The sequence below is a fragment of the Rhodoferax sp. RT5P35 genome (assembly GCF_056521385.1).
This window is the reverse complement of the sequence record NZ_JBWMAX010000006.1, coordinates 185,095-203,755: the sequence shown is the minus strand read 5'-3', so window position 1 is coordinate 203,755 and position 18,661 is coordinate 185,095. Positions and strand designations below refer to the sequence as shown.

The window sequence follows — 18,661 nt, the reverse complement described above, 5'->3', positions numbered from 1 at the left end:
GTTTATCTTCCTGCCGCAGCCGTGGCCAGGGCGGCCAGGGTTTCATCGACCTGGGGCAGCTCCACGGCCTTCATCTGGCCCTGCACTTCCTGGAGCAGGGTGGCCATGGTCTGGGTTTTGCGCGAGGCGGGGTCGAAGTATTTGTTCAGCGCAGCGGCGGCGGCGCTCAGGTCGGCACGGGCCGAGGCCAATTGGCGGGCCAGCAGGCCCAGGCGGGCATTCAGCAGCTTGAGCTTGAGGTTTTCGCGCAGGAAAAAGGTTTGCTCGGGTGACAGCAGGGCGGCCTCGGGCTGTTCGATGCGGCTTACGCGCAGCAGCTTGCGGGCTTCCTGGTGCACCACGTCCAGCGCGCGCTGCCACCATTCGGCGGCCAGCGGCGGTGCAGTTTTGCCCGCGCCCACGGCGGAGGCGGCCACCACGGCGTTGGCGGTGGGCAGCTCGTCCACCTGGCGCACCAGTTCGTCCAGCTTGACCAGCAGGCCGGGGGTGTCGGTGGTGGTGCTGGCCTTGATGCGATCGGTGTCATGGGCGATGGCGCGCTGCAGCGGGGCCAGGCGGGGCTGGGCGGTGCGGCTGACGCGGTCGTCGGCACTTTTCAGGGCGGCCAGCAGGGGTTCGATGCTGCCGGTGAGCTGGGCCTGCTGCTGGGCCAGGCGCACTGCGGATTCGATATCAACCACCATGTTCTCGTCACGCGAGCGCGACAGGCTTTGCATCAGGTCTTCGAGCTGGCTGCGCTGCAGTGTGGTTTCGCTGACGCGGGCATCGGTGACGGCCTGGCGGGCGGCAATGTCGCGGGCCTGGTCCTGGGCCTGGCGGGCAATGGTTCGGGCTTCGACCGCCTGGGTTCCAGCGTCGGCGCTTTGGCGGGCCAGTTGTTCCTGGATATGGCTGAGCTTTTGCCACAGCATGCCGCTGCTGACCAGGGCCAGCACGGCCACGCCACCCGCTACCAGGGTCAGCATGCCGGACCCTTTGGAAGTCGGATTCACTGCCGGGATGGGCGGGGCGGAATTTTCGGGGGGCAGCTCGGCATTCATGCCAGCGATTCTATCGAGGCCACTATGTCGGCCAGCAGGGGGCGTGACTCGCAAACAACACCAAAACCCGCACTGCGGGCGGCCTGTGCGATGCGGCCATGGGTGGCCACGGCGCGGGCGGAGCGGAAATCCTGGCCGGGCAGCAGGCTTTGCAGGTGGGCAATGGCCTCCGAGCTGCTAAATAGCCACACGCTGCCGTTGCTACAGGCTTGCCGGGCCTGGTGGAGCTGGTCGACGCTAAACACCGGCAGGCGGCGCTCGTAGGCCACCACGGTGTCCAGCAGCGCCCCGGCGGCAGCCAGTTGCTCGGCCAGCCAGCTGCGCCCTGCCGCTTCACCGGTGTGGTCGCTGCCGCGCACCACCAGGATGCGGCTGCCCGGCTGCACCTGGGGGGCGACGATGTGCCAGAGGGCTTCGGAATCGAACTGGCCTGCGCCCGCATCGGGCGCGTCGATCTGGTGGGCCGCCACGCCCGCCTGGTGCAGCGCCGCCACGGTGCCGGGCCCGGTAGCCCATGCTCTTATTTTTATAGCTAATTGCGCAGGTAAAACATGCGCTAGAGGCCTATTTGATGCATAAAAATGCTGCACGGCGTTGCCGCTGACAAACATCATTGCCTGGTAATCGGTCAGGGCTTTCCAGGCCTGCTGCACCGGCAGCGGGTTGGCCGCAGGTGCGATAGCGATCAGCGGCAGGGCGACGGCCTGCAGGCCCTGTTTGAGCAGCTCACGCACCCAGCGCTGGGCATCTTGCGAGGGCCGGGTGACGATGACTTGGGCCAAGCTTAGACCGCGCCGCCTGCACGCAACTGCGCCGCCACCTGTTCGCCCAGGGCCGTGGCGCTGGCCAGATCGGTAATGGCTGCCTGCGCCCGGGCGGTGACCAGCGGCGCGGGCTGCTCGGCATCGCCCCAGGCGGCATGGATAACCAATTGCCCATCCACCCAGGTGGCAAACGCGGCTAGCGGCATCGAGCAGCTACCGCCCATGCTGCGGCTGACGGCGCGCTCGGCGGCTACGGCCTGCCAGGTAGTGGTGTGGGCCAGCGGGGCCAGGGCGGCCACCAGGTCGGCCCGGTCGGCGCGGATTTCGATGCCCAAGGCACCTTGCCCTGCGGCGGGCAGTATGTCCTTGGATGCAAAGCGGCTGCGGATGCGTTCGGGCAGGCCCAGGCGCAGCAGCCCGGCGCTGGCCAGCACGATGGCATCGAACTGGCCCTCATCCAGCTTGCGCAGACGGGTGTCCAGGTTGCCGCGCAGCGGGGCTATCTGCAGATCGGGCCGCAGGGCGCGCAGCAGCACGGTTCGGCGCAGGCTGGAGGTGCCGACCACGCCGCCCTGCGGCACATCGGCCAGGGTGGGGTAGCGGTTGGACACGAAGGCATCGCTGGGGTCTTCGCGCTCCAGCACGCAGGCCAGGGCAAAGCCCTCGGGCAGGTCCATGGGCACGTCTTTGAGGGAATGCACAGCGATGTCGGCACGGCCTTCTTCCAACGCCACCTCTAGCTCTTTCACAAACAGGCCCTTGCCGCCGACCTTGCTCAGCGAGCGGTCCAGGATCTGGTCGCCACGGGTGGTCATGCCCAAGAGGGTGACAGTGTGGCCGCGCTGCAGCAGCAGGGACTGGACGTGTTCGGCCTGCCAAAGGGCCAAACGGCTCTCGCGGGTGGCGATTGTAATGTGCAAGGAGGGGGTGCTCAAACCGGTAACCTGTTGGTAATTTTTGGGGGAAATTGAAGGCATTTCAGGGGAAGTTGGATGCTAGCATGGGGTGAGTCCGGTACTTTTAAGCACATTTAGGAAATCCACGCATGACCACGGCAGATTCTCCCAGCGTTCCCAAGTCCGCCAAAGCGGTAGGGGCCAAGGCACCTTCATCCAAGTCCGCACCTAAGGCTATCCCCCCGGCGGCCCGTTCGGCCAGCCGCGACAAGGCCAACGAGCGCCCCCTGGTAGAAGATATCCGCCTGCTGGGCCGCATTCTGGGCGATGTGATCCGTGAGCAGGAAGGCGTGGCTGCGTTCGAGCTGGTGGAGCAGGTGCGCAAGCTGTCGGTGGCCTTCCGCCGGGATGCCGATGCCGAGGCTGACAAGGCGCTGAAGAAGCTGCTCAAGGCCCTGACCGGCGACCAGACGGTGAGCGTGATGCGCGCCTTCACCTATTTCAGCCACCTGGCCAACCTGGCCGAAGACCGCCACCACATCCGCCGCCGCGCCGTGCACGAGCGTGCGGGCGACACCCAGGAAGGCAGTATCGAAGTGGCGCTGTCGCGCTTGCGCTGGGCGGGTATCGCGCCCAAAACCATCGCCCAGACCCTGGCCCACGCCTACGTGGCTCCGGTGCTTACCGCCCACCCCACCGAAGTGCAGCGCAAGAGCATTCTGGATGCCGAGCGCGACATCGCCCGGCTGCTGACGGTGCGCGACACCCTGCGTGAACGCACCCTGGCCGGCACCAGCAAAGATGCCCTGGCCCCGCGCGAACTGGCCACCAACGAGGCGCAGTTACGTGCCCGCGTCATGCAATTGTGGCAAACCCGCCTGCTGCGCATGAACAAGCTGACCGTGGCCGACGAGATCGAAAATGCGCTGAGCTACTACGAATCAACCTTTCTGCGCGAAATCCCCAAGATTTACGCCGACCTGGAGAGCGCTTTGGGCGACCACCCGGTACACAGCTTCCTGCGCATGGGCCAGTGGATTGGCGGTGACCGCGACGGCAACCCGAATGTGAGCGCCCAGACGCTGGAATACGCGCTGCGCCGCCAGGCCGACGTGGCCCTGCGCCACTACCTGACCGAGGTGCATTACCTGGGCGGCGAGCTGTCGCTATCCGCCGGTTTGGCGGGTATGACACCCCAACTGCAGGCGCTGGCCGCCAGCTCGCCCGACACCAATGTGCACCGCAAGGACGAGCCCTACCGTTTGGCGCTGACCGGCATCTACGCCCGCCTGGCCGCGACCCTGAAGGGTCTGACCGGGGGCGATGCCGCCCGCCATGCCGTCGCGCCGCAAAACGCCTATTTGCTGGCTGAAGATTTTCTGGCCGACCTGCGCACCATCGAAGCCTCTTTGCTGGCCAACCACGGCGCCAGCCTGGCGGCCGAGCGCCTGCACCCGCTGATCCGCGCGGTGGAGGTGTTTGGCTTCCATCTGGCCACGGTGGACCTGCGCCAAAGCTCGGACAAGCACGAGGAAGTGGTGGCCGAGCTGCTGGCCACGGCACGCATCCAGTTGGACTACTCCGCGCTGGACGAGATAGCCAAGCGCACGCTGTTGATGGGTTTGCTCAATGACGCGCGCCCGCTGCGCGTGGTGGGGGCTACCTACTCCGAGCACACCTGCAAGGAAATCGCGATTTTCGAAGCCGCCCGCGAGTCCCGCGCCCGCTATGGCGCGCAGGCCATCCGCCACTACATCATCAGCCACACCGAAACGGTGAGCGATTTGCTGGAAGTACTGCTGCTGCAAAAAGAAGTCGGCCTGATGCACCGCACGCTGGACAACAAGGCCACTACCGACCTGATCGTGGTGCCGCTGTTTGAAACCATCGAAGATTTGCGCAACGCCGCACCCATCATGCGCGAGTTCTATGCCCTGCCCTTTGTTGCCGAGCTGGTGCAGCGCAGTGGGGCCGAGCAAGACATCATGCTGGGCTACTCCGACAGCAACAAGGACGGCGGCATCTTCACCAGCAACTGGGAGCTGTACCGCGCCGAAATTGCGCTGGTGGACCTGTTCGACCAGCTGGCCAACAGCCACAACATCACCCTGCGCATGTTCCATGGCCGGGGCGGCACAGTGGGCCGCGGTGGTGGCCCGAGCTACCAGGCCATTCTGGCCCAGCCCCCCGGCACGGTGCGCGGCCAGATCCGCCTGACCGAGCAGGGCGAAGTCATCGGCTCCAAATACGCTAACCCCGAGATCGGCCGCCGCAACCTGGAAACCCTGGTGGCCGCCACCCTGGAAGCCACGCTGCTGCAGCCCACCAAGTCGGCTACCCCGGCCTTTTTGGCGACGGCTGCGCAGTTGTCCACCGCCAGCATGGCCGCGTACCGGGCGCTGGTGTACGAAACACCCGGTTTCACCACTTACTTTTTTGAATCGACACCGCTGCGCGAGATTGCCGAGCTGAACATCGGCTCACGCCCCGCCGCCCGCAAGCCCTCGCAAAAGATCGAAGACCTGCGCGCCATTCCCTGGGGCTTCAGCTGGGGCCAGTGCCGCCTGACCCTGCCGGGCTGGTTTGGCTTTGGTTCGGCGGTAGAGTCGTTTTTGAACGAAAACGGCCCTGCAGGCAAGAAAGACGCGCTGGCCGTGCTACAAAAAATGTACCGCCAGTGGCCGTTCTTCAGCACCCTGCTGAGCAATATGGATATGGTGCTGGCAAAGAGCGACCTGGCCCTGGCCTCGCGCTATGCGGAGCTGGTGAGCGATGCCAAGCTGCGTAAGCGTATTTTTGCCAGCATTGAAGCCGAGTGGCACCGCACCGCCAACGCGCTGACCCAGATCACCGGCGAGAAGCAGCGGCTGTCGGGCAATGCCTCGCTGCAGCGCTCCATCCGCCACCGTTTCCCGTACATCGACCCGCTGCACCATTTGCAGGTAGAGCTGGTGCGGCGCTACCGGGCCGGGCAGGGCGACGAGCGGGTGCAAATCGGTATCCACATTTCTATCAATGGAATTGCGGCGGCGCTGCGCAATACGGGCTGAAACCGCCCGGCGGCGCTGAATTGCGCTATGTTGCTCTGCAATAATGAAAACCAACGGTCTGAGAACATGTTTTTAGGGCCTTTGTTTTTATTTTGTGTGGAGTTTTATGCTGATTCAACCCGTCGTTCTTTCCGGTGGCTCTGGCACCCGCTTGTGGCCTCTGTCGCGTGAGAAGTACCCCAAGCAGCTGCTGCCTCTGATTGGTGACGACTCGCTCTTGCAAGCCACCGTGCGCCGGGTTGAAGGTTTGGGTGCAGGCAGCTTGGCCGCCCCTATGGTGGTCTGCAACGAGGAATACCGTTTCGTGATTGCCGAGCAGCTGCGCCTGATGGGCCAGCCTGGCAGCATCGTGCTGGAACCCTGTGGCCGCAACACGGCACCCGCCTTGACCCTGGCGGCATTGGCCGCACTGCGCAAGGGGAGTGAAGGGGCCGACCCGGTGCTGCTGGTCATGCCGGCCGACCACGTCATCGTGGACAAGCCCGCCTTCCAGGCCGTGGTGCGCCAGGGTGCGTTATTGGCGGCTGAAGGGGCGGTGGTCACTTTTGGCATCACGCCCGATAGCCCCGAGACAGGCTACGGCTACATCCAATCGGGTGCACCCTACGGCAGCGGCGGCGCATTCACCATCGCCCGGTTTGTTGAAAAGCCCGACCAGGCTACGGCCCAAAGCTATCTGGACGCGGGCACCTACTCGTGGAACAGCGGCCTGTTCATGGTCAAAGCCTCGTTGTGGCTAGCGGCCATGGCCGTGTGCCGGGCCGACATCCTGGCGGCCTGCCAGACCGCCTGGGATGCGGGTAGCACCGACGGCGAGTTCGTGCGCGTGGGCAAAGAGCTGTTTGCCGCCTGTCCCAGCGACTCCATCGACTACGCGGTGATGGAACGCATCGCCTCGGGTCAAGCCGGTTTGCCGCCCGGCGTGGTGATTCCGCTGGCGGCGGGCTGGTCCGACGTGGGGGCCTGGGATGCGCTGTGGCAAGTGCTGCCCAAGGACGGCGCGGGCAACGTGGCCCAGGGCGATGTGCTGCTGCACGACTGCCGCAACACCCTGGCCCTGTCCGAAGGCCGTCTGATCGCTTGCGTGGGCGTGGACGACATCGTGGTGGTGGAAACCGCCGACGCGATCCTGGTGGCCCATAAGGACAAGACCCAGGACGTGAAAAAGATCGTCGAAAGCCTCAAGAAACAAGGCCGTTCCGAAGGGCAACTGCACCGCAAGGTGTTCCGTCCCTGGGGCTGGTACGACAGTGTGGACAACGGTGCCCGCTTTCAAGTCAAGCGTATCGTGGTTAAACCTGGTGGCACCCTGTCGCTGCAAATGCACCACCACCGCGCCGAGCACTGGATCGTAGTGTCCGGTACCGCCAAGGTGACGCGCGGCACCGAGACCTTTTTGGTCACCGAGAATGAATCCACCTACATCCCGTTGGGCACGACCCACCGGCTGGAGAACCCGGGCCGGGTCGAGCTGGAAATGATCGAAGTGCAGTCTGGCAGCTATCTGGGCGAAGACGACATCGTGCGCTTTGAGGATGTCTATGGCAGGTAATTTGAACACCCCCAGGCTTGCCCACTGCATGTGGCCGCCAACCCCCATGCAGGGGGCAACACCAGTGGCCCGGCAAAGCTGGTTCCACGGTGTTTCTGGTGGGTGCGCTCTCGTTAACTACATAGTAAAAATATGGAGCCCGTCGCATGTCTAACGCAATGCGTCAGTTTGACCTGATTGCCTTCGATTGGGACGGTACGCTGTTCGATTCCACGGCCATCATTACCCGCAGCATCCAAGAGGCGGTGCGCGACGTGGGCGGCACCGTGCCCAGCGATGCGGCGGCCTCGTACGTGATCGGCATGGACCTGATTCCTGCGCTGGCCCATGCGGCGCCCGATGTACCTGCCGCCCAGCACGCTGCGTTGGGTGCGCGCTTCAGCCACCATTACCTGGCGCACCAGCACGACATCAGCCTGTTTGCCGGAGTGTTGCCCATGCTGGCCGCGTTGAAGGCCCGCCAGCACTGCCTGGTGGTCGCCACCGGCAAATCGCGCCGCGGTCTGGATGAAACCTTGCAGGCGGTGGAGCTGCACGGCCTGTTTGATGGCTCCCGCACCGCCGACGAAACCCAAGGCAAACCGCACCCCCGCATGCTGCAGGAGCTGATGCGCGAATTTGGCGTCCCCCCTCAACGCACCCTGATGGTGGGCGACACCACACACGACCTGCAGATGGCCGTCAACGCCGGCTGCGCCAGTGTGGGAGTGGGCTACGGTGCGCACACCACCGAGGCGTTTGCGGCATTGAAACCACGCTTTGTGGCGCATTCGGTAGCCGAACTACACGCCTGGCTGCTGGCGCATGGCTGATTTTGGGAGCTGTACACCGTGCAAGAAATTCTCCTTTGCAATACGACTGAGCTGAGCGACGGTGGCGATGCCGTGCCGTTTGATGTGGCCTACCGGGGCGAGACCTGCCGGGCTTTTGCCATCCGCTACAACGGCCAGGCCCATGCCTACCTGAACCGCTGCACCCATGTGCCCATGGAGCTGGACTACCAGCCGAACCGCATCTTCGACGATTCCGGCGAATGGCTGCTGTGCGCCACCCACGGCGCGGCTTACCGGCCCGACACTGGCGAATGTGGCGGTGGCCCCTGCCGCGGAGGGCTGGTGAAGATAGCCCTGTCCGAGTCCGGCGGAGTGGTGCACTGGCATACTCGCGCCCAACTGCAACCTGTTGAGTTTTAACCATGACCGACCCGATCCTTCCCAGTGAACCCCACGCCCCCGCGCCGCCTGAGCGAAGTTCTGGGAGCGCGGCAGGCCGCAACCCCACCGACACCCCGAGCTGGGAGCGCGCCACGCTGGAGAAACTGGCTTTTGCCGCGCTGGCCGAGCAAAAAACCGCCCGCCGCTGGCGCAATTTCGTCCGCCTGGCCTGGCTGGTCTGTCTGGTGGCGGCAGCGTGGATCGGCCTGTCGCGCACCGCGCCCAGCACCGACAAAACCACCGCCCACACCGCGGTAGTGGAAATCAAGGGCGAAATCGCCTCGGGTGCCGATGCCGGGGCCGAATTTGTGGTGGCTGCAATGCGCAGTGCCTTCGAGGACGAGGGTGCCCAGGCCGTGGTCTTGCTGATCAACTCGCCCGGCGGCAGTCCGGTGCAGGCCGGCATCATCAACGACGAAATCTGGCGCCTCAAAAAGAAGTACAACAAGCCGGTGTATGCCGTGGTGGAAGAAAGCTGCGCCTCGGCCGCCTACTACATTGCCGTGGCAGCAGACCAGATTTTTGTCGACAAGGCCAGCATCGTCGGCAGCATTGGCGTGCTGATGGACGGCTTTGGCTTCACCGGCCTGATGGACAAGCTGGGCGTGGAACGCCGCCTGTTGACCGCCGGTGAAAACAAGGGTTTTCTGGACCCGTTCAGCCCGCAAACCGAAAAACAACGGGCCTACGCCCAAACTATGCTGGACCAGATCCACACCCAGTTCATCGACGCGGTGAAGGCTGGGCGTGGCAAACGCCTGAAAGAAACCCCGGAAACCTTCAGCGGCCTGTTCTGGAGCGGCCAGCAGGCCGTGGAAATGGGTCTGGCCGACCATCTGGGTAACCTGGATTACGTGGCCCGCGAGGTCGTCAAGGCCGAAGAGCTGGTGGATTACACCCGCCGCGAAAACGTGGCGGAACGTCTGGCCAAGCGCTTCGGTGCCGCCATCGGCGAAGGTTCTATCCGCGCCTTGCAGAGCGTTTCGGCATTGCGCTAAGCCTTTAGCGGCCAATCGCAAACACGGCGGGCTGGTCAGTGACCAGACCCGCCTTGTTTTTTTGCTGCCAGCCTTTCACCGTGTCGCTCACCGTGCGGGGTTCGGCCAAAGTCATTCCGCTGCTGACGGCCAAGCGGGTGTTTTGCTGCAAAGTCTGTAGCAATCCCTGCAGCAGGGGTATGTTGCGGTAGGGTGTTTCGATGAATATCTGGGTCTGCCCGGTTTTCAAAGCCAAGGCTTCCAGTTCGCGGATTTTCTGGCCGCGTTCTGGCTCGGCCTGGGGCACGTAGCCCACAAACGCAAAGTTCTGCCCGTTCAAACCGCTGGCTGCCAGCGCCAGCAGCAGCGACACCGGGCCTACCAGTACCACCACCTCCAGCCCCAGCTCGTGCGCCGCACGCACCACCGACGAGCCCGGGTCGGCCACCGCAGGCATGCCCGCTTCGCTGACCAGGCCGATGTCTGCGCCCCGCAGGGCGGCGGCCAGCAGGGGTTTGGCATCGAAGTTGCCGCTGTGGTCGCCTTTTTTGTGCACTTCGCGTGGCAGTTCCTGGATCTGCAAGGCTTGGAGCGGCTGAGCGAGGGGCACCAGCGCGTCCACCCGTTTCAGGTAGGCGCGGGTGGTCTTGGCGTTTTCACAGACCCAGTGCTGCAGGCGGGCGGCCACACGCAGTGTGCCCAGCGGCATTACCTCCTCCAGCGGCGTGAGCGTGGCGCAGCCGAAGTCCAGCGGTGCGGGGACTAAGTAGAGTTTTCCGGGGGTCATAGCAGTACCACACCCGCAGCGCGCAGCAATTGGCAGGTGCGTATCAGTGGCAGGCCGATCAGGGCGGTGGGGTCGTCGCTGTCTATGCTGTCCAGCAGGCTGATGCCCAGGCCTTCGCTTTTGGCGCTGCCCGCGCAGTCATAGGGTTGCTCGGCCTGCAGGTAGGTTTCGATTTCGTCATCGCTGAGATCGCGAAAGCGTACCTGCACCGGGGCCAGCGCGCTTTGGGCAAAGCCGGTGTCCAGGCAGACCACCGACAGCGCGGTCTGGAACACCACGGTGTGGCCACGCATCCGGCGCAATTGCGCTACAGCATTGGCGTGGTTGCCGGGCTTGCCCAGCGGCTCACCGTGCAAATCCGCCACCTGGTCGGAACCGATGACCACAGCCTGCGGAAAGCGGGCGGCCACGGCGCGGGCTTTGGCCAGGGACAGGCGCATGGCCAGGTCCCTGGGCGATTCCCCGGCCAGCGGGGTTTCATCTACGTCCGGCGCAGCAATTTCAAAGGGGATGCGCAGGCGCTGCAGTAGCTCGCTGCGGTAGCGCGAAGTCGAGCCCAAGACCAGGGCGCGGGGGGGAGGGGAGGGCAAAGGGGAATGCATCCAAGGATTCTCTTACACTGTGCCCATGAAAACCGAGATTGCTTCCACCCCCCTGGACGTGCGCGCTTTCGCGCAAGCGGCAGGCACCCGCTCCGCCCAGGAATTGCTACTAAAATACGAGCGACTTGCGCAAGAAGCGTCTGGGCCAGAGGCTGATTTGACTGTTAATTGGAGCGCCCAAGGCGAGCTTCGCCCCGTGTCCAGCGGCGAGCCTGAAATCTGGCTGCATATCCAGGCCGATACCTGCCTGCCCATGACCTGCCAGCGCTGCCTGACCCCGATCCATATTCCTTTGGCCATTGACCGTTCGTTTCGTTTTGTCGCCGACGAAGAAACCGCTGCCGCACTGGACGACGAGTCCGAAGAGGACATCCTGGCGCTCGACCCCGCATTCGATCTGGCCACTTTGGTGGAAGACGAGCTTTTAATGGAAATTCCCCTGGTACCCCGCCACGACGAGTGTCCGGTAGAGGTGACGCTGGCGGTAGCGGACCCGGCTTTTGAGGCGGCTTTGTCAGAAAAGCCCCATCCTTTTGCTGCGCTGGCCAAGCTGCGTGGCGAGGGTGCTGACTAGTGGCTAGCCTTACCCGGCAAGCTTGGGCTATAATCTAAGGCTCAGCGCGAAAAGGCTTTGAGCATTTTGACTTCAAAGTTGAGTGGCCTGTCGTGATTGTCTAATCTTCTAGCGTTTAGTTTTAAACGTATTTGAACCAAATTGATATAGGAGCCCACCATGGCCGTCCAACAAAACAAAAAGTCCCCTTCCAAGCGCGGTATGCACCGTTCGCACAACGCACTGAACGTGCCCGGTATTGCAGTGGAATCCACCACCGGTGAAACCCACCTGCGCCACCACATCAGCCCCAACGGTTTCTACCGTGGCCGCCAGGTGCTGAAGAACAAATCTGAAGCCTGATCTGCGCTCACCATCCAAGGCCCGGTGCTACGCAACCCGTAGCCACGGGCCTTTGTTTTGATGTTTGCACTTTCCAGGCCCAATGTGAAACAACTTTCATGGTTCGGGGTGCTCTGCACCCGATTCCATGAAAGTTAGTGCGCCCTTCGGCACTGCCACACCATGATTACACTCGCTGTGGACTGCATGGGTGGTGACCACGGCCCCAGCGTCACGCTGCCTGCCTGTCGCCATTTTCTGGACAATACTCCTGGGGTTTCGCTGCTGTTGGTGGGCTTGCCTACCAGTCTGGCGGGTTTTGTGCATCCGCGCGCCCAGATTGTGGCGGCCAGCGAAGTGGTGGGCATGGATGACTCGATTGAAATCGCCCTGCGCAAGAAGAAAGACTCTTCCATGCGCGTGGCGATCAACCAGGTGAAGCTCGGTGCGGCCCAGGCGGCGATATCGGCGGGCAATACCGGTGCCTTGATGGCGATTGCACGGTATCTGCTCAAAACCCTGGACGGCATCGACCGCCCCGCGATTGCCGGGCAAATTCCCAATGCCAAAGGCGGTGCCACCACGGTGCTGGACCTCGGTGCCAATGTGGACTGCACGGCAGAGCATTTGCTGCAGTTTGCGGTGATGGGCTCGGCCCTGGTGTCGGTGCTCAGCGATAACGAAAATCCCACGGTCGGTCTGCTCAATATTGGCGAAGAGGCCATCAAGGGCAATGAGACCATCAAGCTGTCGGGTGAATTGCTGCGCGCGGCTGCGCGCGCGGGCGATTTGAACTTCTACGGCAACGTCGAAGGCAACGATATTTTTGTCGGTACTACCGACATCATCGTGTGTGACGGTTTTGTGGGCAATGTGGCGCTGAAAACCAGCGAAGGCCTGGCCAATATGATCGTCAATTTTTTGCGCGCCGAGTTCTCGCGCAATATCTTTACCAAATTTACGGCATTGCTCGCCACTCCGGTGCTAACAGCGCTTAAAAAACGCATGGACCACCGGCGTTACAACGGCGCGGCCCTTTTGGGTTTGCGTGGTTTGGTGTTCAAAAGTCATGGTTCGGCCGACGCATTTGCGTTTGAGCAGGCGTTGCACCGGGCGTATGATGCAGCCCGAAACAACCTGCTGGACCGTGTCCAGGCCCGCATTGCGCATGCAGCGCCGCTTTTGGCGGCATCTGCGGCCAGTGCACTGGACACGACCGCAACCATGAGCGCATGACGAGTCTTTATTCCCGCATCACCGGCACCGGTAGCTACCTTCCCCCCCTTCGACTAACCAACGCCGATTTGGTGGCCGAACTGGCCGCCAAAGGCGTGGAGACCTCGGACGAGTGGATTGTGGAGCGCACCGGCATCCGGGCCCGCCACTTTGCCGATGCCGATGTCACCTGCAGCGATCTGGCGGTGCATGCCGCCCGGCAGGCGCTGGAGGCAGCCGGCATCCAGGCCCAGGACATCGACCTGATCATCGTCGCCACATCCACGCCCGACATGATTTTCCCTTCGGCCGCCTGCATCGTGCAAAACAAGCTCGGCATCCACGGTTGCCCAGCGTTTGATGTGCAGGCCGTGTGCAGCGGTTTTGTCTATGCCCTGACGGTGGCCGATGCGATGGTTCGCACCGGCACAGCCCGCAAAGCCTTGGTGATCGGGGCCGAGGTGTTCTCGCGCATTCTGGATTTCTCCGACCGCACCACCTGCGTATTGTTTGGCGACGGTGCGGGTGCGGTGGTGCTGGAAGCCTCGGACACGCCGGGCATTCTGGCCAGCGACCTGCATGCGGATGGCAAGCACGTGGGCATCTTGTGTGTGCCCGGCCAAGTGTCGGGCGGGGCGGTAGTGGGTAACGCCATGCTCACCATGGACGGCCCGGCAGTATTCAAACTGGCGGTGGGCGTGCTGGAACAAGCCGCCCGCGCCACCTTGGCCAAGGCCGGTAAAACCCACGACGATATCGACTGGCTGATTCCGCACCAGGCCAATATCCGCATCATGCAGGGCACGGCCAAGCGACTGAAGATGTCCATGGACAAGGTTATCGTGACCGTGGACCAGCACGGCAACACCTCGGCTGCGTCGATTCCCCTGGCTCTGGACGCGGGCGTGCGCAGCGGCCAGATCAAACAGGGCCAGACCCTCATGCTCGAAGGTGTGGGTGGCGGGTTTACCTGGGGCGCGGTGCTGCTTAATTTGTAGCATTCTGCCCAAGCTGAATAAGCGCTAGCGGCATTTTTGACCTATAAAATCCATGAACCATTTCGCTTTTATATTTCCCGGCCAGGGTTCCCAGTCCGTTGGCATGCTCGATGCTTGGGGCGACCACCCCGTGGTGCGCCAGAGCCTGCAAGAAGCCTCCGATGCCCTGGGCGAAGACGTGGCCTTGCTGATCAAGGACGGCCCCAAGGAAGCTTTGGCCCTGACTACCAACACCCAGCCGGTGATGCTGGTGGCCGCCGTCGCCGCCTACCGTGCCTGGATGGACGAGACCGGCGCAGTGCCTGTCGTGGTGGCTGGCCATTCGCTGGGCGAATATTCTGCTCTGGTGGCTTCTGGCGTACTGACGCTGGCCCAGGCCGCGCCGCTGGTGCGTTTTCGGGCCCAGGCCATGCAAGACGCGGTACCGGTAGGTGTCGGTGCCATGGCCGCCATTCTGGGACTGGATGCTACTAAAGTGATAGCTGGTTGCGCAGATGTGACCAGCGCGATGCGTGCTTTAGGCCCCGAATTTGCGGGCGAGGTGGTGGAGGCAGTGAACTTCAACGACCCCGGCCAGACCGTGATTGCGGGCAGCAAGGCTGCGGTGGACAAAGCCTGCGAAGTCCTCAAGGCCAGCGGTGCCAAGCGGGCCCTGCCTTTGCCGGTGTCGGCCCCGTTCCATTCCAGCCTGATGCAGCCCGCGGCCATGAAGCTGCGCGAGAAATTGGCGCAGACCGCGTTTGCCGCGCCGCAGATTCCGGTGGTCAATAATATTGATGTGGCGGTGGAGTCGGATGCCGACCGTATCCGCGATGCCCTGGTGCGCCAGGCTTTTGGTCCGGTGCGCTGGGTCGAGTGCGTAGCGGCCATTAAGGCCCGCGGCGTGACCACTCTGGTCGAGTGCGGCCCCGGCAAGGTGCTGGCCGGTATGGTCAAGCGGATCGATGCGGGTTTGGTTGGCCTGCCTTTGTTCGACCCCGCCAGCATGGCCGAGGTCCAGTCCCGACTATTAGGAGCCGCCGAATGAGCGCCGCTGAATTTTCTGGCCAGGTGGCCTTGGTCACAGGCGCTTCGCGCGGCATCGGTGCGGCCATCGCGCTGGAACTGGCGCAGCGCGGCCTGAAGGTCGTTGGCACTGCCACCAGCGATGCGGGTGCCGCAGCGATCAGCCAAGCGCTGGCCGCCTTTCCCGGTTGCAGCGGCAAGAAGCTCAACGTCAACGACCTGGCCGAGGCCGAGGCCGTCATCGGTAGCATCGCCAAAGAGTTTGGCGGCCTGCAGGTGCTGGTCAATAACGCGGGCATCACCCGCGACACGCTGGCCATGCGCATGAAAGACAGCGACTGGGACGACGTGCTGGACACCAATTTGAAAGCCGTGTTCCGCATGAGCCGCGCGGTGATGCGCACCATGATGAAGCAGCGCTATGGCCGCATCATCAGCATCACCTCCGTGGTGGGGGCCTCGGGCAACCCGGGCCAAGCCAATTACGCCGCCGCCAAAGCCGGTGTGGCGGGCATGACGCGGGCCTTGGCGCGTGAACTCGGTTCGCGCAACATAACGGTCAACTGCGTAGCACCGGGCTTTATTAGCACCGAGATGACGGCAAGCCTGGCCGAAGCGCAACAAGCCGCTTTGCTGGCGCAAATTCCGCTGGGCCACCTGGGCTTGCCCGCCGATGTGGCGCATGCGGTGGCCTATCTGGCATCGCCCCAGGCGGGCTATGTGACGGGCCAGGAGCTGCACGTCAACGGCGGCATGTACATGTAAGCATTCTGTGGCTGCGGTCAAGGGACTTAGTCACACAAAATCCAGCCGTTCTATCCGTACGGCAGTCTGGGCAGGGGATCTTCTGCAGCCCGGCTAAAATCACGGATTCTTTTACAACCCTCAGAGGGAACTATGAGCGATATCGAAGCACGCGTTAAAAAAATCATTGCCGAACAACTGGGTGTGGAAGAAGCCCAAGTCACCAGCGAAAAGTCTTTTGTGGCCGATCTGGGTGCCGACTCGCTGGACACCGTCGAACTGGTGATGGCACTGGAAGATGAGTTTGGCATCGAGATTCCGGATGAAGATGCCGAGAAGATCACCACCGTGCAAAACGCCATCGACTACGCGACCAGCCATCCCAAGGGCTAACCCGCCTCTGTATCGACTGGCTGTTTACCACCCGCGTGTGGATGCAGCCGTTTGACACCAGTAGACATAAACGGCACCAAGTGCCGTTTTTTGCAGCACATTGCAGCATCTCGCTGCCCACCACACCCCCCACATTTATGTCCCGTCGTCGTGTCGTCGTCACAGGTTTAGGTTGCATCAGCCCCGTAGGTAATACTGCGGGCGATGCATGGTCGGCTTTGTTGGCCGGCCAGTCGGGTATTGACTTGATCAAGTCGTTTGATGCCAGCCCTTTCTCATGCAAATTTGGCGGCGAAGTCAAAGGCTTTGACATCAATACCCTGATCCCTGAGAAAGAAGCGCGCCACATGGATCGCTTCATCCACCTCGGGCTGGCGGCGGCGATTGAAGCGGTGGCTGATGCTGGTCTGGCCACCGGCGACGCACTGGATCCCGAAGAGGCCACGCGCATCGGCTGCAACATTGGCTCCGGCATTGGCGGTTTGCCGATGATCGAGCAGACGCATGCCGAGTACACCAGCCGGGGCGCGCGGCGCATTTCCCCATTTTTTGTACCGGCCTCGATCATTAACATGATCTCGGGCCACGTGTCGATCAAATTTGGATTCAAAGGTCCGAATATTGCCATTGCGACGGCCTGCACCACCGGCTTGCACGCGATCGGCGTGTCGGCCCGGATGATTGAGTACGGTGACTGCGACGTGATGGTGGCGGGCGGTGCCGAATCCACCATGTCGCCGCTGGGCCTGGGGGGCTTTGCCGCCGCCCGTGCCCTGAGCACCCGTAACGACGACCCTGCCACCGCTTCCCGCCCCTGGGACAAAGACCGCGATGGCTTTGTGCTGGGTGAAGGCGCAGGCGTGCTGGTGATCGAAGAATACGAACACGCCAAGACGCGCGGTGCCAAGATTTACGCTGAAATCGTTGGTTTTGGCCTGAGTGGCGACGGCTTCCACATGACCGCACCCAATGTGGACGGCCCCCGCCGCTCCATGCAGATGGCCTTGAAGAACGCCGGTGTCAATCCCGACCAGGTCAATTACCTGAACGCCCACGGCACCTCTACGCCCCTGGGCGACGCGAACGAAACCAATGCCATCAAACTGGCGTTTGGCGACCATGCCAAGAAACTGGTGGTCAACTCCACCAAATCCATGACCGGCCACTTGCTGGGCGGCGCGGGCGGCATTGAAAGCGTCTTTACCGTGCTGGCGCTGCACCACCAAAAAAGTCCGCCCACCATCAACATCTTCAACCAGGACCCGGAATGTGACCTGGACTTCTGCGCCAACACAGCCCGGGACATGCAGATCGACGTGGCGGTGAAGAATAACTTTGGCTTCGGCGGCACCAACGGTACGCTGGTGTTCAAGCGCGTTTAAGCCGCCCCTGAAGCTACCATCCCGATGCACAACGCCCCACCGGTAAGTTATCCGGTGGGGCGTTCGCGTTTTCAGGCGGGTGTGCAGGCTGCGCTGTGGCTGCTGGGCGCGGCCACCGTAGCGCTCTGGTGCTGGCAGGTGGACGTGCTGGGCTGGCGGCAGGGTGTCGCAGTTCTGGCCGTGGTGGGTGCGGGCCTGCTGGCCGTGTTTGGATGGTGGAAAACACCCGTAGCGGCCCTGCGCTGGGACGGCCAGCAATGGTTCTGGACCGCTAACGACGTGGCTTGCACGGTGCATGTCAGTGCCCATCTTGATTTGCAACACCATCTGCTGCTGCGGCTGCGCCCGGATGCAGGACGGCCGCTGTGGTGCTGGGCTGAGCGGGCAAGCCAGCCCCTGTACTGGCACGCCCTGCGCCGTGCGGTATATTCGCCCGCCAGACCGCAAAATGAAACCAATAGTGCGCTCGGATCTGAACCATGACTGCACTACCCCCGCCTCTTCTGACCACCCCGGCCACGGCCACCGATAGCGACCTGATGCTGGTCGAGCGCACCGTGGCGGGCGACCAACGGGCCTACGGCCTGCTGGTGGTCAAGTACCAGCGCCGTATCCAGCGCCTGATCGGCCGCATGGTGCGTGATGTGGACCTGGTGGAGGACATTGCCCAGGAAACCTTCATCCGCGCCTACCGCGCACTGCCCAAATTCCGGGGTGATGCGCAGTTCTACACCTGGCTGTACCGCATTGCCATCAATACTGCTAAGAAGACTTTGATGGATTTCAAGCGCGATCCCACAGTGTCCGAGGCCGCGATGCGACCTTCTGATGACGAGGATGAAACTTACTACCGAAAGAATGAACCAACCAGTCCCGACACTCCGGACACGATGCTGGCAGCCAAGCAAATCTCGAATGCAGTCAACGTCGCCCTGGAGGCGCTGCCCGAAGATTTGCGCCAAGCCGTGACCTTGCGTGAGATTGAAGGCATGAGCTACGAGGACATTGCAGAAATGATGCAGTGCCCGATTGGTACGGTGCGGTCGCGCATTTTCCGCGCCCGGGAGGCGATTTCAGCGCGGGTGAAGCCCTTGCTGGAAAACCAGTCCGGCAAGCGTTGGTAAGAGTTAGTGATGAGTTGGTGAGC

The 18,661-nt window shown here is 62.9% G+C and carries 20 protein-coding genes; 15 read left to right on the top strand and 5 right to left on the bottom strand.

What is annotated here, in order from left to right; translation table 11 throughout:
- Positions 1 to 2: 2 nt before the first annotated feature.
- Genes AC097L_RS11590 through hemC form a run of 3 tightly spaced genes read right to left on the bottom strand, consistent with a single transcriptional unit; the run spans position 3 to position 2,781 of the window.
- Positions 3 to 1,040: a uroporphyrinogen-III C-methyltransferase gene (locus tag AC097L_RS11590; protein WP_479586517.1), complete on the bottom strand. Its 1,038-nt coding sequence runs from the start codon at positions 1,038 to 1,040 to the stop codon at positions 3 to 5.
- Positions 1,037 to 1,822 carry a uroporphyrinogen-III synthase gene (locus AC097L_RS11585; RefSeq protein WP_479586516.1) on the bottom strand — a complete coding sequence of 262 codons (786 nt, stop codon included), beginning with the start codon at positions 1,820 to 1,822 and terminating at the stop codon, positions 1,037 to 1,039. Before AC097L_RS11585 ends, AC097L_RS11590 begins: the two co-directional genes overlap by 4 nt.
- Before the next feature lie 2 nt (positions 1,823 to 1,824).
- On the bottom strand, positions 1,825 to 2,781 hold the full coding sequence (gene hemC / locus AC097L_RS11580; protein ID WP_479586515.1) for a hydroxymethylbilane synthase: 957 nt from the start codon (positions 2,779 to 2,781) through the stop codon (positions 1,825 to 1,827).
- A 68-nt stretch (positions 2,782 to 2,849) separates the two neighbouring features.
- Here hemC and ppc point away from each other — a divergent pair, with 68 nt between their 5' ends.
- The 5 genes from ppc to AC097L_RS11555 all read left to right on the top strand — a co-directional run bounded on the left by ppc (position 2,850) and on the right by AC097L_RS11555 (position 9,514).
- Positions 2,850 to 5,750, top strand: a complete 2,901-nt coding sequence (ppc, locus tag AC097L_RS11575; protein ID WP_479586514.1) for a phosphoenolpyruvate carboxylase — start codon at positions 2,850 to 2,852, stop codon at positions 5,748 to 5,750.
- A 106-nt stretch (positions 5,751 to 5,856) separates the two neighbouring features.
- Positions 5,857 to 7,302, top strand: coding sequence for a mannose-1-phosphate guanylyltransferase/mannose-6-phosphate isomerase (locus tag AC097L_RS11570; protein ID WP_479586513.1), 1,446 nt, complete (start codon positions 5,857 to 5,859; stop codon positions 7,300 to 7,302).
- 146 nt (positions 7,303 to 7,448) lie between these two features.
- Positions 7,449 to 8,114, top strand: a complete 666-nt coding sequence (locus AC097L_RS11565) for an HAD family hydrolase (RefSeq protein ID WP_479586512.1) — start codon at positions 7,449 to 7,451, stop codon at positions 8,112 to 8,114.
- 9 nt (positions 8,115 to 8,123) lie between these two features.
- Positions 8,124 to 8,495, top strand: coding sequence for a Rieske (2Fe-2S) protein (locus AC097L_RS11560; protein ID WP_479586716.1), 372 nt, complete (start codon positions 8,124 to 8,126; stop codon positions 8,493 to 8,495).
- Positions 8,496 to 8,497: 2 nt separating this feature from the next.
- A complete protein-coding gene (locus tag AC097L_RS11555) occupies positions 8,498 to 9,514 on the top strand; it encodes a S49 family peptidase (protein ID WP_479586511.1) in 1,017 nt (338 codons plus the stop codon).
- Between the two features lie 4 nt (positions 9,515 to 9,518).
- Here AC097L_RS11555 and AC097L_RS11550 read toward each other — a convergent pair whose 3' ends face one another.
- Both AC097L_RS11550 and AC097L_RS11545 read right to left on the bottom strand, forming a co-directional pair.
- Entirely contained in the window at positions 9,519 to 10,280 is a 762-nt protein-coding gene (locus tag AC097L_RS11550; protein WP_479586510.1) for an SAM-dependent methyltransferase, read from the bottom strand.
- Complete coding sequence (locus AC097L_RS11545; RefSeq protein WP_479586509.1) at positions 10,277 to 10,882, bottom strand: Maf family nucleotide pyrophosphatase; 606 nt, start codon at positions 10,880 to 10,882, stop codon at positions 10,277 to 10,279. The genes AC097L_RS11550 and AC097L_RS11545 overlap by 4 nt, the downstream gene beginning before the upstream one ends.
- Before the next feature lie 25 nt (positions 10,883 to 10,907).
- Here AC097L_RS11545 and AC097L_RS11540 point away from each other — a divergent pair, with 25 nt between their 5' ends.
- From AC097L_RS11540 to rpoE, 10 genes are all read left to right on the top strand, one after another.
- Complete coding sequence (locus tag AC097L_RS11540) at positions 10,908 to 11,456, top strand: YceD family protein (RefSeq protein WP_479586508.1); 549 nt, start codon at positions 10,908 to 10,910, stop codon at positions 11,454 to 11,456.
- Between the two features lie 159 nt (positions 11,457 to 11,615).
- Entirely contained in the window at positions 11,616 to 11,798 is a 183-nt protein-coding gene (gene rpmF / locus AC097L_RS11535; RefSeq protein WP_295955448.1) for a 50S ribosomal protein L32, read from the top strand.
- 162 nt (positions 11,799 to 11,960) lie between these two features.
- Entirely contained in the window at positions 11,961 to 13,013 is a 1,053-nt protein-coding gene (gene plsX / locus AC097L_RS11530; protein ID WP_479586507.1) for a phosphate acyltransferase PlsX, read from the top strand.
- Positions 13,010 to 13,990, top strand: coding sequence for a beta-ketoacyl-ACP synthase III (locus AC097L_RS11525; RefSeq protein WP_479586506.1), 981 nt, complete (start codon positions 13,010 to 13,012; stop codon positions 13,988 to 13,990). Before plsX ends, AC097L_RS11525 begins: the two co-directional genes overlap by 4 nt.
- Before the next feature lie 52 nt (positions 13,991 to 14,042).
- Positions 14,043 to 15,017, top strand: a complete 975-nt coding sequence (gene fabD / locus AC097L_RS11520; RefSeq protein WP_479586505.1) for an ACP S-malonyltransferase — start codon at positions 14,043 to 14,045, stop codon at positions 15,015 to 15,017.
- Positions 15,014 to 15,760 carry a 3-oxoacyl-ACP reductase FabG gene (fabG, locus tag AC097L_RS11515; protein ID WP_479586504.1) on the top strand — a complete coding sequence of 249 codons (747 nt, stop codon included), beginning with the start codon at positions 15,014 to 15,016 and terminating at the stop codon, positions 15,758 to 15,760. Before fabD ends, fabG begins: the two co-directional genes overlap by 4 nt.
- Positions 15,761 to 15,892: 132 nt before the next feature.
- Positions 15,893 to 16,132 carry an acyl carrier protein gene (acpP, locus tag AC097L_RS11510; protein WP_295955453.1) on the top strand — a complete coding sequence of 80 codons (240 nt, stop codon included), beginning with the start codon at positions 15,893 to 15,895 and terminating at the stop codon, positions 16,130 to 16,132.
- A gap of 137 nt (positions 16,133 to 16,269) precedes the next feature.
- A complete protein-coding gene (fabF, locus tag AC097L_RS11505; protein WP_479586503.1) occupies positions 16,270 to 17,514 on the top strand; it encodes a beta-ketoacyl-ACP synthase II in 1,245 nt (414 codons plus the stop codon).
- A gap of 24 nt (positions 17,515 to 17,538) precedes the next feature.
- Complete coding sequence (locus AC097L_RS11500; RefSeq protein ID WP_479586502.1) at positions 17,539 to 17,997, top strand: hypothetical protein; 459 nt, start codon at positions 17,539 to 17,541, stop codon at positions 17,995 to 17,997.
- The gene (rpoE, locus tag AC097L_RS11495; protein ID WP_479586501.1) at positions 17,994 to 18,638 is read left to right on the top strand and encodes an RNA polymerase sigma factor RpoE; all 645 of its coding nucleotides are present in this window, start codon (positions 17,994 to 17,996) and stop codon (positions 18,636 to 18,638) included. Before AC097L_RS11500 ends, rpoE begins: the two co-directional genes overlap by 4 nt.
- Positions 18,639 to 18,661: the final 23 nt, after the last annotated feature.